Below are 14,753 nucleotides of genomic sequence, written 5' to 3' on the forward strand. Positions count from 1 at the left end.
TTCAATCCCTCAACGCCCTACCTGTAAGTTTTATGAAAACATCCTCAAGAGTTGGCTCTTTTTGTTCAACGCTTAAGATCCTAGCGCCGTTCTTTACTAAAAGCTCAACAACTTTTGGCAAATCTTCTTCGGTAATCTGGCCTCTAAGTGTTGTTATTCCTCTCTCGGCATCTTCCTTTATGACGGCAAGCTTCCAAGGAAAGTTTTCCAGCTTTTGAACTGAAAAGTCTCTAACCTTTATTTCAACAACATCCTCTCCTTTTACAAGCCTTTTCAAGCCTTCTGGAGTGTCAAGGGCAATTATTTTCCCATGATCAATTATCGCAATTCTATCACAGAGCTCTTCAGCCTCAACCATATAATGGGTTGTCAAAAGAACAGTCTTTTTCTGCTCATCAACAAGCTTTCTTATGAATTCCCGCACAAAGATTGCACTTTGGACATCAAGTCCCAAAGTAGGTTCATCAAGAAAGAGAACTTCGGGGTCATTTATTAGAGCTTTTGCTATAGCTAGCCTTTGTTTCATTCCTCGAGAGTAGTTCATTACCAAATCATCTTTCCTCTCCCACAGTCCAACGAGCTTCAAAAGACTTTCAATTCTCTCTTTTTCCTCACTCTTGGGAACATAATAAATCCTCGCAAAATACTTCAAGTTTTCATATGCTGATAAGCGCCAGTAGAGAGTTCTCTCCCCTTCAGCAACCAAGTTAATTCTTTTCCTGATCTCTCTTGCATCTTTTCTAATATCATATCCGAGAATTTTTGCTGTTCCTCCGCTTGGCTCAAGGAGGGTTGTGAGCATTTTAATCGTGGTGGTTTTTCCAGCGCCGTTAGGTCCTAAAAGTCCGAAAAGCTCTCCCTTCTTGACCTTGAAGCTTATTCCTTTAACAGCCTCAATCCACTCAACTTTCCTGAAAGGCAAGGGGATTTTCTTGGGATAACTTTTTCTGAGTTCACTGACGTCAATTGCATACATTTTACTCACCTTAATTTTATAGCTCTGCTCAATTGATATAAACTTAGTGCTCACAACTTTTAAAAAGAGATTCACAAAGAAATACTTAAAAATCAAAAAACTAAAAAGATTTAGAATGACCAAAAATTTTTAAACTCTCAGCATTTCGGAGGTGGCTTCATTGGAAATCATAGTTGAGAAGTTTAAACCGAAAATAACGAGACCGTTCAAGAGAAAGAATGAGTACTGGGTCAAGCTCATTGATGAAAGTGGCGAGTATATTATGAAGTTTAAAAGCCCATTGGAAGCTGAGGATGCGATTTATGGTCTGCTAGATTTACAAGTTTATGGTGGCAAAGTGAAGCTCAGGCTTAGAGAAGGCAACGTTATTGAAGACATTGAGATTCTAGAGCTTTATAAGCCTTCAGCAAAAGAACTTGTTGATGAATATTTTACTGACTAATCTTCTCAATTTTCAATGTCCACTAATGTGCACTACTAAGCCAATTTTAACAAAAACATATATATATCACGGCAAACATAATACATTATTGAGAGACTTCCTCCCTGGATCACAGGAACTAAATTTTGCTAAAATAAGCTGCTAAGGAGGTTTTTTCATGCCAAGACGGAAAAACAAGGAGCTCATAGAACTTGCAATGGACATTGGAGGGGAAGAAGCCGTTGAGATAATTAAGGCTCTTGAGAAAAAAGGTGAAGCCACAGATGAAGAACTCGCTGAAATGACAGGCATAAGGGTAAATACAGTTCGCAAAATCCTCTATGCCCTTTATGATCATCAGCTTGCAGAGTTTAGGAGGACAAGGGACAAAGAGACCGGTTGGTACTACTATTATTGGCATCTAGAAACTAAGAGACTACCTGAAATAATAAGGACAAGAAAAATGCAAGAGCTCAAAAAACTCAAGCAGATGCTTGAAGAGGAAACAAGCGAGATTTATTATCACTGCGGTACCCCTGGGCATCCAAAGCTGACTTTTGATGAGGCTCTAGAATATGAATTTCAATGTCCAATATGTGGCAAAATGCTCCAACAGTACGACAATACCAAAATTGTAGAAGAACTTAAAAAGCGAATTGCACAGCTTGAGAAGGAGTTAGGAATTAAGAAATAGTTTTTGTGTTTATTGACTTATGAACTTCGGGGATGGTAAAATGCAAGAATTAGTGATTTTGGAGAAGATTTATGGAGATAGAAGTGGCTTTGAAAAGCTTAATCGAAAATTAAAATCATTAATTGGAGATTTAGAAGTTGAATGGAAAATAGGAATCACCCAGAAGCAATGGGTCAAGATTAGGCTTGAAGGAGAAGACGAGGAAATCTCTGCCAACCTAATAAGGGAGGAATTTGGAGAAGTTCCTTACAAGCTTAGCAGCGTAAAAGAAGGACAAATTTACAAGGGACGGTTTATTGACTTAGGAAAAGTTGGATATGGAGTTTATGTGGACATAGGAATCTTTTCTCCAACCCCTAAAGATGTCCTAGTCCCGCTCTACTACTTAAAGAAAGAATTTGGAGAAAAACCCGTGAGGCAGATGATTAGGGAGTTTGGATGGGTTGACTATCTACCTGTTGAAGTTAAAATTGAGAGAGTGGAATTTGGTGCAAGGGAAGTTGAAGCACACTTTACAGAAAAACAACTGAAGAGAATTAAATCATGGATAAGCGACGGATATGACAAGCTTTTCATTGTGGGAACAATAAGTGAAAAAGTTGAAGAAGCGCTGATAAAAACCGGACATTCAAGAGACATCAAAAGGCTAGAAGAACTTGGTCTTATGGAAACACTTCTAGTTCTGAAAAAAGGAACACAAGCACCAGGAATAATAAAGGAAATTGGACCATACATAAGGTCAGCAGTAATTGGGGCAATTAAGTTTGAGTAACTAGATAAAGCTTATGAGTCAACCTAATGGAGAGAGTGGACACAATAACAATAAGCGGGGCAAAAAGCGGGGAATAAATAGTTAAAAGTGGGAGATACACAACTGTTAAAATCAACAAAAATAGAATTTGCCCCCTCATTCTAATTGCTATTTTAAAATTAGTAACAAACAGATAGCAAAGAAGAACAAGCTGAACTAAACTTTCCTTTATAAATCTTGTCAACATAAATGGACTGTTTTTAGTGACTAATTTCGTTAAGGTAGACGCTCCAAATATATTTAACAGGACTATTGTCCCAATTACCATTAATCCAATGTAAATATAATCCTTCCTGTACCCTTTTGGAAGGGTAATTATAAATGCCAATAGAATTATTGAAGCATAAATATTCAGTGCAACAGTAACTGCGGCAAAAATATACAACAAAAATGTTTCTGAGGTTATTCTAGAAGTATTCAAAGTAAAAGAGAAGTTCATAATGACAGCTAAAGTTAATATAAAGAAAAAGAGAGCAAAGAAGTTTCTGTCAAAGGTTTTTATTGTTTCCCTGAAAGTTGGAGATGCAAAAGTTAATCCGTAAATTAAGAAACCAAACTCTCGGGATGGCTTCGGTGCAAGGTAGAAGACAAAACATGACAAAAGAAGCAAAAAGGAAAGATGAATTAGAGAAGAAGAATAAGAATCCAAAAAAACTAAACGTATAACAAATTCCTCCGAGTCAAAAAACCATAGGACACTCATGAAGAGCACTAAAAGATATAGGACAAAAGCATCGCGACTCTCTTTAAACAGATTGTAGATTAAGCCAGAGAGGATAAGGAATAGGATAAATAAAACAATAATACGTGCAGTAGCAGGATGAAGTTGAAGCCAACTAGATACAAATGGAAAAAGTTGACCTAGTGAAGTACTTACTTGAATACCCATCACCTTTCTGATTTTAATTTCAGCACCATTAAAAAAGTTATGTAGCCCGGTCCAGCGCGGCATCACAGTTACGGGTTCCCCCGACCTCAGCCGCGCATGCCATTAGAATATAAAGGAGAGAAAATTTAAGCTTTACCCCTCTTTTTTCATCTCTTCAAGCTTTTTCACAAACCTCTGGGTGATTTCCATAAATGCCTTAGCTGCTAGAGTGTCTTCATAAAGGACAATTGGAATTCCCAAATCACTTGCTTCCCTAGCTTTTAAGTCAATTGGAACTTTCCCAAGGAAGTCAACTCCTTCTTTCTGAGCTAACTTTTCTCCTCCACCTTCACCAAAGAGATCAATCTTGTTTCCGCAGTGTGGACAAATGAGGTAACTCATGTTCTCAACAACAGCAATGTAGGGCACTTCCATCTGTTTCATCATGTTTACAGCCTTCCCTGTATCTAGCAGAGCAACCTCTTGGGGAGTTGTAACAACAATAGCAGCATCAAGCTGAATAGTCTGGACTACCGTTAGGATCTGGTCTCCAGTTCCTGGAGGGAAGTCTATTATCATGAAGTCAAGCTCGCCCCATTTGACATCTCCCAAAAGCTGCTTGAGTGCTTTTGTAACCAATGCTCCTCTCCAAATGATTGGCTGATCTTCCGGAACCATCATACCCATGCTCATGACCTTAATCGGCGTCACCTGACCCATGAAATCTGCAGTTGGGGGTATCATTTCAAAGTGATCATCCACTTTTTCAGCTAGGATTTCAGCCTTCTCAACGCCAAGCATTTTGGCTATGTTTGGACCATGAACATCAGCATCCAGGACTCCAACAAAGTAGCCGAGCTTAGCTAAAGCTGCTGCCAGATTAACAGCGACTGTACTTTTTCCAACACCACCCTTACCACTGAGAACAGCTATCTTGTACTTCCATTTCTTTTCCTTCTCCTTAATTCTCTGGGTTAACGGATCAACACCCAACCCAGGCACATTAAATGAGGGAGGAGTTTTTATTGTCATCATCATCACCTCTTCAATTGTTAAAATTAGATTATCCTAACAACTTATAAGCTTTGTCATAAATAAATGCACTATTGGACAAAAATGTATAACAAGAAAAGCTTAGAATTCAGAGTACTAGAAATAATAACGACTTCATAGAAATAAAAACTTAAAAAGAATCAAGGAAGCTCAACTTCCTTTCCAAGAACTCTCCACATCTCCTTGATCTGCTCTTTTAACTCCTGTATTGCCTCTGGGTTCTTGAGTAAGTGCTTGAATCTTCCTTGCAACTTAAGGTATTCTTCAATTGGCTTCTTGAACTTTCCATCCTTGGGGAATCTCTGGAACTTGATGTTCCTGATGTCACCGTTTTCAATTTCAAACAGTGGCCAGACACCTGTCTCAATTGCCAATTTTGCAACTTCAACTGTCTTCTCTGGCGGAATACGCCATCCTGGGACACAAGGGCCATGTATCTGGAGGAATGCTGGACCATCGATCTTTGCTGCCTTCTTAACTTTCCTATAGAGGTCATATGGATCTGCAATGCTTGCCGTTGCGACGTATGGAATTTGGTGAGCGGCTGCAATTAGAGCAACCCACTTCTTCGGCTTGTCCTCACCGATTGAGTACTTTCCTGGTGGTGAAGTGGTTGTCCATGCTCCGTATGGTGTTGAACTTGATCTCTGAATACCAGTATTCATATAAGCCTCATTGTCATACATAATGTAAACGACGTTGTGCCTTCTTTCAAGCATTCCAGAGAGTGCTTGTAATCCTATATCAGCTGTACCACCATCTCCACCGAATGCAAGTATCTTTCCTTTGTAACCGAGCTTCTTCCATGCTGCCTCAACACCACTTGCAACAGCTGCGGCGTTTTCAAATGCCACATGGATCCATGGAGCCTTCCAAGCTGTGTATGGGAAGACTGCAGACACAACTTCCATACATCCAGTTGCATGAGCTATTGCGAAGGCATCTGGGTCGCCATATTTCTCTTCCATAGCTTCGCTAAATGCTTTGGTAGCCAAACGCATGATTATTGCACATCCACATCCAGCACATGCAGCGTGACCAGGTGCCCAGTACTCGCGAGTTGTGATAGGGGGTTTTCTTACGGCCATTTTAATCACCTCACAAAATCTCCTTCCTTAAGCCGATCCAATAAACATCCTCCTCGACACCCTCTTTTATGGCCTTCTCTGCAATGCCTAATGCCTCTTCAAGCTGCTCGAATGTGACGTCTCTTCCACCAAGACCGATTATGAAGTCGAGAATTATTGGCTTCTCCTTCTCGTTGATGAGTGATCTTGCAACATCAGCAAAGACTGCTCCACCTGAGCCAAAGCTGACATCCTTCTCAAGGATTGCCAAGACCTTTGCCTTCTTAGCCAGAGCCCTAATCTCCTCAATTGGGAATGGTCTGTAGACTGTAATCTTTGCAGCACCGATCTTAACTCCTTCTTCTCTCTTCTTATCAACGAATTCCTTGAGAGTTCCAGCGAGTGAACCCATTGTTATCATGATAATCTCAGCGTCATCAGTCTTGTACTCCTCAACCATCTGGTACTTTCTTCCGAACTTCTTCTCGAACTCCTCAAAGGCTTCCTTAATGACTTCTCTCGCATTTTCCATTGCTTCCCATACCTTATATCTTGCCTCCATGTAGTGAGCTGGGAATCCAAGTGTTCCCTGAGTGATGGGTCTCTTTGGATCGAGGTAGGCGTGCTTTGGCTTGTATTCGCCTAAGAATTCATCGACAAGTTCTTGGTCTGGGATTTCGACAGGCTCAACTGTGTGGGTCAGGATGAATGCATCGAATCCAGTCATTGCTGGAAGTAAAACCCTCTCATCCTCAGCAACCTTGAATGCAATTAAGATTAAGTCCAAAGCCTCTTGGTTGTTCTCAGCATAGAATTGAATCCATCCAGTGTCTCTCTCACTAATTGTGTCCTGCCAGTCATTCCAGATGTTAATTGGAGCTGAAAGTGCTCTGTTACCAATAGCCATAACGATTGGCAACCTCATACCAGCTGCAATGAAGAGGATCTCGTGCATTAAAGCTAAACCTTGTGAAGCTGTTGCTGTGAATGTTCTTACTCCAGCGGCTGAAGCACCAACACACGCTGAAATTGCAGAGTGCTCGCTCTCAACTTTGATGAATTCGGCATCTAATTCACCGTTGGCAACGAATTCACTAATCTTCTCTGGAACAAGAGTTGATGGTGTAATTGGGAATGCTGCAATGACTTTTGGCTTAGCCAACTTTGCAGCCCAAGCAGCTGCCTCATTACCTTTCATAACCTTTTTCATGGGCATCTAAATCACCTCACTTAACCTCTCTAACCATTGTGATTGCCTTAGTCGGACACTCATTCGCACAAATACCACAGCCCTTACAATAGTCGTAGTCAAAAACTGGGTAGTTTTCCTCATCCAAGTAGATTGCCGGCTCTGGACAGTATGTGTAGCACAAAAAGCATCTTACACACTTGTCCTTGTTGAACTCAGGCTTGAAGACTCTCCAAGAACCGGTCTTGTTTATTACGCTGCTTCCTGGGATGTATGCAATTGCTCCCGGTGTCATTTTTTCAGTCAGCTCCTTCTGGGCTCTTTCAATATCGGCCTTAAACGGACTCTCAGCCATATATATCACCTCAAGTGAGTTTTTATTCTGGGACTTTAAATTTTTTCAACACTCATCAAACAAAGGAAAGGGGAAATCAGCCAAAGATTTCGGCTTTTTTCTTAAGCTCCTCCCATTCTTTGAGTACCCACTCTTGAAGTATCTGGATATCTTCCTTAGTCATGTACTTGAATCTTCCCTGGAGCTTGAGGAACTCTTCAATTGGCTTTGGCTCTTTCTTTGGATTTGGCATGTTTATTTTGTACTTGCCGTTTTCATATTCGAAAAGCGGGAAGTATGCTGTCTGAACAGCCAACCTTGCAAGTTCAATGGACTTGTCAGTTGGACTTCTCCATCCAGTTGGACATGGAGCAAAGAGCTGGATAAAGCTTGGCCCTGGTATCTTTTGGGCTTTCTTGAGCTTCCTTATGAAGTCTTCTGGGAATGCAATGCTTGCCGTTGCTGCATAAGGTATTTTGTGAGCGATAACGATGTCAATAACCTTCTTCTTGTGTCTTTTCTCAACAAAGTGCTTCTTTCCACCAGGTGTATTGGTTGTCCATGCTCCATATGGTGTTGATGAAGACCTCTGAATACCAGTATTCATATAAGCCTCGTTGTCATACATAATGTATAATGCATCATGTCCTCTCTCAAGGAATCCGCTCAATGCCTGAAGTCCAATGTCAGCAGTCCCACCATCTCCAGCCCAACCTACGACCATTACTCCATCTTCGCCCTTGACCTTGTATCCCTTAGCCTTTAAAGCAGCCTCAATCCCGCTTATAACTGCACCTGTAGTCTCAAAAGCTGTATGGAATAGGTTAGCGTTAATAGCGGAGTATGGCCATGGACCAGCTATGATTGTTGAACAGCAAGCTGGAATTGCAAGGATTGTTTTCTTTCCATAGGCCTTAAGGACATATCTCAATCCAAGAGCAGCCCCACAACCTTGGCATGCAGTGTGTCCGGCAAAGAAGTTCTCCTCAAACGGTATGCTCAATCTTTTCTTAACATTCTCTGGAATCTCCATTCCTCTCACCTCTTGAGATGATACCATTCAATCTCTCTATCAAGCTTGCCTTTCTCGATTATTTCCTTCATGTTCTTAGCTATTATCTTGATATCGCTGACAGTAAAGTCCCTTCCACCAAGTCCAACGATGTAATTCTTCATTATTGGGTGAGCGTCAGTGTTGTATAAGACACCCTTGGCCTCGTTGAAGAGTATCCCCTCCTGTCCAAAGGAGAAGTTTCTGTCAAGGACTGCAATTCCTTCAACGTTCTTAGCCAATTCATAAAGCTCCTTCTTCGGGAAGGGTCTGAACCATCTCACTTTAGCTGCACCAACTTTGTATCCCTCTTTTCTGAGTAAATCAACAGCCTCTTTGACTGTTCCCATGAGTGAGCCCATTCCCATGAAGATGAACTCTGCGTCGTCTGTTTTGTAGAGTTCAATCATCTGAGAATAGTCCCTTCCAAATCTTTCACCAAACTCTTTACCTACTTCCTTGATAACCTTCCTTGCCTCTTCCATTGCCTTCTCAATCTTGTATCTGAATTCATAGTAATCAGCTGGAGTTCCCAAAGCTCCAACTGCTATTGGATTGTCAAAGTCTGTAAGTGTGTAAAGTGGCTTCCTTGGTGGTAAAAACTCGTCAATCTCTTCTTGTGGAGGCATATCCACAATGTCATAAGTGTGACTCAATATGAATGCACTTTCAACTATCATCGCTGGAAGATTAACTGTCTCAGCAATCTTAAACGCCATCAGAACTCCGTCGTAAACCTCTTGGTTGTTTTCAGCATAGAACTGCATCCAGCCAGTGTCTCTTTGAGATAAGCTGTCGGTCTGATCATCCCAAACGCTCCATGGTGGGGCCATTGCTCTGTTGACATCAACCATGACTACCGGCAATCTAGCTCCACTTGCCCAGTGAAGCATCTCATGCATTAAAGCTAAACCTTGAGCTGATGTGGCAGTGAAAGCTCTCGCACCGGTAGCGGCGGCACCTATACAAGCAGCCATAGCTGAGTGCTCGCTCTCAACAGGTACGTACTGTATTTCAGCTTCACCATTTGCAATGAACTCAGCAATCTTCTCAATTATTGATGTTTGTGGAGTAATTGGGTAAGCGGCAACAACTTCAACTCTCGCGTGTTTGGCTGCATAAGCAGCTGCATAGTTTCCACTCACAACTTTCTTCGGCATAATTATCACCTCACTTCTCTTCCCTTACCATTGTGATTGCCTTAGTCGGACACTCATTTGCACAAATACCACAGCCCTTACAATAGTCATAGTCTATTGCCACATAGCCATCCTCCTTGATGTAAATTGAAGGCTCTGGACAGAACTTCCAGCAGATATAACACTTGATACACTTGCTCTCATCCACTACTGGAATAAAGGTTCTCCAATCACCCGTGAAGTTTATTAAAGTGGTTCCAAGGCTTATTGGAGCCTCGGGATATTCATCAACAGATTTAAATACTAACTTCTCCGCTTTTGTCTTCTTCTCCCCAAATAAAGTGTTCAAAGTGTTCACCCCTAAAGGATTTTAAAGGAAAGAAATCAGAGCTCATAAACAACAGTTTTCTCAAAAGCTTCCCTTGCAGCTTTTGCGTTCTTCTCTCCGAGTTCCCCAGAGAACGTTTCCTTAATTGCTGTTTCAACGCTTTCAATTTTAACTATTCCTGTTGCCTTTGCGAAAGCCCCGAGAATAGAAGTGTTCGTAATTGGCAATCCAAGAATCTCAAGTGCTATTCCAGTTGCATCAACTAAAGCAAGTTTTGCTGGCTTCTTCTTGAGCTTTTCTAAAACCTCCTCTTTGCTCTTTTCTGTATTGACTATAACAATTCCACCCTCCTTGAGACCAGCTGTAACGTCAACGGTCTCCAGTAGTGATGGGTCCAAAACAACGACTATATCCGGCTCATAAATCTGGGTCTTTATCCTGATTGGCTTTTCATCAATTCTTGTGAATGCTGTAACTGGTGCTCCCCTTCTCTCAACACCGAAGAATGGGAATGCCTGCACATACTTGCCCTCTAAGAAAGCTGCCTCAGCCAAAATGTTTGCAGCAGTAACTGCACCTTGTCCACCTCTACCATGAAAACGAACTTCTATCATCATCTTTGCCCCCTAAAGTTTTTCGGTATTAGTTTTGAAAGAATGCATTTATTTAGTTTTCGGTATAGAAAGAAGAAGCTTTCACTAGGTGTCTTTGGGTAAGAATGAACACGCTTTGTGGTTGGTGTCTATAAAGGAACATCAAGCACCACTAAAATGATAGTTTACATTTGTAAAGATGTTGGAAGTTGAGGTTCCAATCTCTGTAGCTACGTAAACTTCACAGACTTTGATGAGGTCAGAAAGCAAAATCTTTTAAATAATCTGGAGTCTATATAGACTATATACTCTATAGATTCAGAGAGGTGGAGGTGACGACATGAATGGACTGGTGATAGCAGCATTGGCAGTTGGATTCTACATTGCATGGAATATTGGAGCAAATGATTCAGCCAACGCAATGGGAACAGCAGTTGGAGCTGGAGTTTTAAGCTTCAGACAGGCCACTTTTACAATTGCAGTGTTTGTTCTTCTGGGTGCTTACCTCAAAGGCTACAAAGTCATGAAAACAGTAGGAAAAGGAATTGTCCCTGAAGGATATCTAACGATTGAGATGGCCGTAATAGCCCTCTTAGCTGCTGGTGTTTGGGTAACTATTGCAACTATTAAGGGCTTGCCAGTTTCCACTACCCAAGCAATTGTTGGTGGAGTTGTGGGAGTTGGTTTGGCTATTCATGCTCCCATAAAGTGGTTCACCCTCTCTAAAATCGCCGCAGCATGGTAGTTTCACCCATCGTTGCTGGTATTCTTGCAATGATTTTGTACAAGTTTTATGGGTATCTCATAAATCAGATGAAGACTATCGGTCGTATTGAGCTTCTGTATAAGTGGTTGGCTGTTCTTGGTGGTTCTTACATGGCTTTCAACTTTGGAGCAAATGAGGTTGCAAATGCTACTGGACCACTAGTTGGAGCAGGGTTTTTGGAGCCAAAGGTTGCTGGTATTTTTGGTGCGATAAGCTTAGCTTTGGGATCATTAACGTTCAGTTATGCTGTGATGTACACCGTTGGAAAAAAGATAACCGCTTTAGGACCGGCTTCAGCTTTCGCTGCCCAGTTTGGCTCAGCTATTGCTGTAAGTTTAGCTAACATCCTAGGATTGCCTGTTAGTTCAAGTCAGGCAATTGTTGGTGGGGTCGTGGGGGTAGGTATAATAACAGGAGAAGGCATTGATAAATCGACTATAAAAGATATTATCTTCGGATGGGTTGCAACGCCAACGACGGCTATAATAATTGCACTTGGAATTTTCAAGCTGTTCTCTGTATTTGGATTGATTTAGCTTTCTACTTTACTCTCTTCTACTGGCGAATACCTCACCTCCACCCCTAACTTTGTTAGGCTCTTAATCATTCCCACCTGAATGTAAGCTAAAATCTTTGTAAATTCCCCATATTCAATATTGAGAACTTCTCCAATTGAGTTTATCAGAGCAACCACCTGGGGAACTTTATCCCTCTCCTTAACAACAATCTCAAAGGGCTTATACTTTGGCAGAGTTAGTATTGCCCTTTCAAGGGCATTGTAAAGCTCTTCCAACTGATTCAGCTTTGCTGATATGCTGATAACATCAAAAATAACCACTCCTCTCTTATCCGCAAGCTCTTTAATTGCCTTCTTTTTATCTTCAACGTCAACTTTTGTCGTTAAGTCCTGCTTATTCAAGACAACAATTATAGGCTTATCTAAAGCCCTAAGCTCTCTCAGAATTTTGAGAGAAGCCAAAAACTTTCGCTTAATTTCTCCCCAAGGTTCACTAACGTCCAAAACGAGAAGGATTATATCAGCTTTTGTTATCTCCTCAAGGGTTGAGTGAAAAGCTTCAACAATGAAAGGGGGTAAGTCATCTATAAACCCGACTGTATCAGTCACCAGAACCCTCTTTTGTCCAACTTTAAATCTCCTCGTTGTGGTGTCGAGGGTTGTGAACATCTGATCTTTGGCTGGGATTTCCTCTCTCGCTAAGGCATTCAAAAGCGTTGATTTTCCAGCATTGGTGTATCCAGCAAGGGCTATAAGGATAAATCCCACTTCCTCTCTCCTTTTTCTCTTAACCTCCCTATCCTCTCTAACTCTCTCAAGCTCTTTCCTTATTTTACCCATCCTATAGCGAATGTGCTTCAGATACTGGTGGATTTGATACTCACCCATACCCTTAAAACCTGGCTGCTCACCCATTTTAGTCCTTCTAATTGCTTCTCTAACGAGGGGTAGTTCATATCTCAAATTAGCAAGCTCGACTTGAAGCTTTGCCTCTTTAGAATGAGCTCTCTTTTCAAAAATCTCAAGGACGAGTTGCCACTTATCCATAATTTCAATTCGAAGCTCCTTCGCAATGTTAAAAGCTTGAGAGGGTGTAAGCTGGTTTGCAAAAATTATTTTATCTGGTTTAAGCTCCTTAATAAGCTCTTTGATCTGTTGAAGCTTTCCCGGACCGATGTTGTACTTTGGATGCTCCTCTCTAACCTGCTCAACTATTGCAAGAACTTCATAGCCTGCACTACGCAGAAGATCTTCAAACTCCGCTTTATTTACCCTTTTTCTGGGTGAATGTCTAATAACACCAATTACTTTCATCGGATTGAGCTAATGTATAGGGGTTTATATTCTTTTGGAAGAAAGAGAACATAAAGCAAAAGAGTGATTAAGCTTCCTGAAGTTTGAGGATAGCCTCTGCCAAATCTCCCTTTGCTTCTTCCAACGCTTTTTTAGCAGTTTCATAATCTACACCGGTCTGCTCCATGACGAGCTTAATGTCCTCCTCTGGAATGTTCAATATTTCCCTAACCTCCTCTTTGCCAACTATCTGATAGCTTTTCTCTCCCATTGCCTCAATTACTGTAACTATCGGCTCGCTGATTATAATCTCCTTGTTTTCAAAGCGTATTATGACTTCCTTAACCCCCTCAAGCTCCTCCATCTTAATTCCAAGTTGTTTCATCATTTTTTTCATCTGCTTTGGATTCATGCCCTTCATTGGAAACATTTACACCACCTACAAAAGCTCAGAGGTTTGGGGTATTTATAGTTAGCGTGAAAATTAGGATAAAAAGTGTCTAGGTTTCTTCCGAGTTCTCTCTGCTGAAGGACATCTTAAGGAGAGGCGGAGTGACAAGAGTGCTGAGGAATATCATGAGTACTATAACAACATAAGCATCTTCCCCGACTATGCCAGCATTCATGGCTATGGCAAGCATTGCAAGCTCAACTCCCATTCTTGGTATCATACCGATGCCTATTCTGAGTGACTGCCTTAAATTAAGTCCAGCAATAAACGCTCCAAGACCACAGCCAATTATTTTACTAACTATTGCTCCAACTGTAAAGATAAGGGCAAAGATTCCAACATGAGATATGTTTTTGAGCGGAATGTTCATTCCAACATCAACGAAAAATAGCGGGATAAATATTGAGTGCGCCACAATTCTTGTATGCTCGAATATTGGCTTCCTAAATTCAGTCTCACTTAAGGCCAAGCCAAAAAGGTATGCCCCAAGGATTGATGCAAGGTTCATGTGCTCAGCTAGATAAGCAAATGCAAAGAGAACTGCCATCGAAAGGGTTATAGTTGAATCAGCAAAGCCAAGACGAACGACCTTCCTGAGTAGCCAGTCAATTGCCGGCGGAGTTATATAGATGGATGCCACCAGAAAAGCCATAACTTTGAGCAATATAATCCCTATGCCAATGGAATTTGCCCCTCCTTGAACTAAGATTGAAATAACAACGCTGAGAATTATGATTCCAAGGATGTCATCAACTATTGCGGCAGTTATTATTGCATTACCCTCCACTGTCTTCAAAGCATCAAGCTCCATGAGGACCCTAACCGTTAAACTGACACTAGTTGGAGTTGTCAATGCACCGTAGAGAAGGGCCTGCTTAAAGCCCTTAAACGGGTATACAACAGCAAATCCGATTAAGAAAGCAACTACAACACCTACAACAGCCGTTAAAAATCCAACCTTACCAGCTTCTTTAAGTTCATCAACACTACTCTCAAGACCAGCCATGAAGAGAAGGAAAAGCACCCCCAGCATTGAAATGTCTATCACTTCAGTAGTTGGTGGGAAGAGCATCCCGAGAAGTATTCCACCGATTATCTGGCCTAAAACGATAGGCTGTCCTATTCTTGCAAATATCCACCCAAAGGTCTCAGCAGTCATCAACATAAGTGCTAAATAAAGTATAAGCTCCAGTTCCATCAAG

The 14,753-nt window shown here is 41.3% G+C and carries 16 protein-coding genes and 1 pseudogene; 4 read left to right on the forward strand and 13 right to left on the reverse strand.

Annotation, left to right across the window (positions count from 1 at the left end; translation table 11 throughout):
- Position 1: 1 nt before the first annotated feature.
- Positions 2 to 976: a daunorubicin resistance protein DrrA family ABC transporter ATP-binding protein gene (locus tag TES1_RS08075; protein WP_042681780.1), complete on the reverse strand. Its 975-nt coding sequence runs from the start codon at positions 974 to 976 to the stop codon at positions 2 to 4.
- A 160-nt stretch (positions 977 to 1,136) separates the two neighbouring features.
- Here TES1_RS08075 and TES1_RS08080 point away from each other — a divergent pair, with 160 nt between their 5' ends.
- The 3 genes from TES1_RS08080 (at position 1,137) to TES1_RS08090 (ending at position 2,863) form a co-directional block, all read left to right on the forward strand.
- Complete coding sequence (locus TES1_RS08080) at positions 1,137 to 1,418, forward strand: hypothetical protein (protein WP_042681783.1); 282 nt, start codon at positions 1,137 to 1,139, stop codon at positions 1,416 to 1,418.
- A 157-nt stretch (positions 1,419 to 1,575) separates the two neighbouring features.
- Entirely contained in the window at positions 1,576 to 2,091 is a 516-nt protein-coding gene (gene tfe / locus TES1_RS08085; protein WP_042681784.1) for a transcription factor E, read from the forward strand.
- A gap of 40 nt (positions 2,092 to 2,131) precedes the next feature.
- On the forward strand, positions 2,132 to 2,863 hold the full coding sequence (locus TES1_RS08090; RefSeq protein ID WP_042681786.1) for a DUF2110 family protein: 732 nt from the start codon (positions 2,132 to 2,134) through the stop codon (positions 2,861 to 2,863).
- Here TES1_RS08090 and TES1_RS08095 read toward each other — a convergent pair.
- The 9 genes from TES1_RS08095 to TES1_RS08135 form a co-directional block, all read right to left on the reverse strand.
- Positions 2,850 to 3,857, reverse strand: coding sequence for a hypothetical protein (locus tag TES1_RS08095; protein WP_227738479.1), 1,008 nt, complete (start codon positions 3,855 to 3,857; stop codon positions 2,850 to 2,852). The two genes, TES1_RS08090 and TES1_RS08095, sit on opposite strands and share 14 nt — an antisense overlap.
- Before the next feature lie 66 nt (positions 3,858 to 3,923).
- Entirely contained in the window at positions 3,924 to 4,802 is an 879-nt protein-coding gene (locus TES1_RS08100; protein ID WP_042681789.1) for an Mrp/NBP35 family ATP-binding protein, read from the reverse strand.
- A 161-nt stretch (positions 4,803 to 4,963) separates the two neighbouring features.
- Positions 4,964 to 5,911, reverse strand: coding sequence for a pyruvate synthase subunit PorB (gene porB, locus TES1_RS08105; RefSeq protein ID WP_042681791.1), 948 nt, complete (start codon positions 5,909 to 5,911; stop codon positions 4,964 to 4,966).
- A gap of 10 nt (positions 5,912 to 5,921) precedes the next feature.
- The gene (gene porA, locus TES1_RS08110; RefSeq protein WP_042681793.1) at positions 5,922 to 7,106 is read right to left on the reverse strand and encodes a pyruvate synthase subunit PorA; all 1,185 of its coding nucleotides are present in this window, start codon (positions 7,104 to 7,106) and stop codon (positions 5,922 to 5,924) included.
- A gap of 10 nt (positions 7,107 to 7,116) precedes the next feature.
- Positions 7,117 to 7,434, reverse strand: a complete 318-nt coding sequence (porD, locus tag TES1_RS08115; protein WP_042681794.1) for a pyruvate synthase subunit PorD — start codon at positions 7,432 to 7,434, stop codon at positions 7,117 to 7,119.
- A gap of 76 nt (positions 7,435 to 7,510) precedes the next feature.
- Entirely contained in the window at positions 7,511 to 8,446 is a 936-nt protein-coding gene (locus TES1_RS08120; protein WP_042681796.1) for a 3-methyl-2-oxobutanoate dehydrogenase subunit beta, read from the reverse strand.
- Positions 8,447 to 8,451: 5 nt separating this feature from the next.
- Positions 8,452 to 9,624, reverse strand: coding sequence for a pyruvate ferredoxin oxidoreductase (porA, locus tag TES1_RS08125; RefSeq protein WP_042681798.1), 1,173 nt, complete (start codon positions 9,622 to 9,624; stop codon positions 8,452 to 8,454).
- 10 nt (positions 9,625 to 9,634) lie between these two features.
- Positions 9,635 to 9,952, reverse strand: coding sequence for a 3-methyl-2-oxobutanoate dehydrogenase subunit delta (locus TES1_RS08130; RefSeq protein WP_042681800.1), 318 nt, complete (start codon positions 9,950 to 9,952; stop codon positions 9,635 to 9,637).
- Positions 9,953 to 9,987: 35 nt separating this feature from the next.
- Positions 9,988 to 10,545: a pyruvate/ketoisovalerate ferredoxin oxidoreductase subunit gamma gene (locus tag TES1_RS08135; protein WP_042682818.1), complete on the reverse strand. Its 558-nt coding sequence runs from the start codon at positions 10,543 to 10,545 to the stop codon at positions 9,988 to 9,990.
- 319 nt (positions 10,546 to 10,864) lie between these two features.
- Between TES1_RS08135 and TES1_RS08140 the strand changes: the two are divergent.
- A pseudogene (locus TES1_RS08140) lies at positions 10,865 to 11,826 on the forward strand (anion permease).
- On the opposite strand, the gene hflX reads toward TES1_RS08140, so the two are convergent.
- The 3 genes from hflX to TES1_RS08155 form a co-directional block, all read right to left on the reverse strand.
- Positions 11,823 to 13,121 carry a GTPase HflX gene (gene hflX / locus TES1_RS08145; RefSeq protein WP_042681802.1) on the reverse strand — a complete coding sequence of 433 codons (1,299 nt, stop codon included), beginning with the start codon at positions 13,119 to 13,121 and terminating at the stop codon, positions 11,823 to 11,825. The pseudogene TES1_RS08140 and the gene hflX overlap by 4 nt on opposite strands.
- Positions 13,122 to 13,188: 67 nt before the next feature.
- Positions 13,189 to 13,521, reverse strand: a complete 333-nt coding sequence (locus TES1_RS08150; protein ID WP_173391315.1) for a nascent polypeptide-associated complex protein — start codon at positions 13,519 to 13,521, stop codon at positions 13,189 to 13,191.
- A 79-nt stretch (positions 13,522 to 13,600) separates the two neighbouring features.
- A complete protein-coding gene (locus TES1_RS08155) occupies positions 13,601 to 14,749 on the reverse strand; it encodes a cation:proton antiporter (protein WP_096325225.1) in 1,149 nt (382 codons plus the stop codon).
- Between the last annotated feature and the right edge of the window lie 4 nt (positions 14,750 to 14,753).

It is taken from the genome of Thermococcus paralvinellae (assembly GCF_000517445.1).
Lineage (GTDB): Archaea > Methanobacteriota_B > Thermococci > Thermococcales > Thermococcaceae > Thermococcus_B > Thermococcus_B paralvinellae.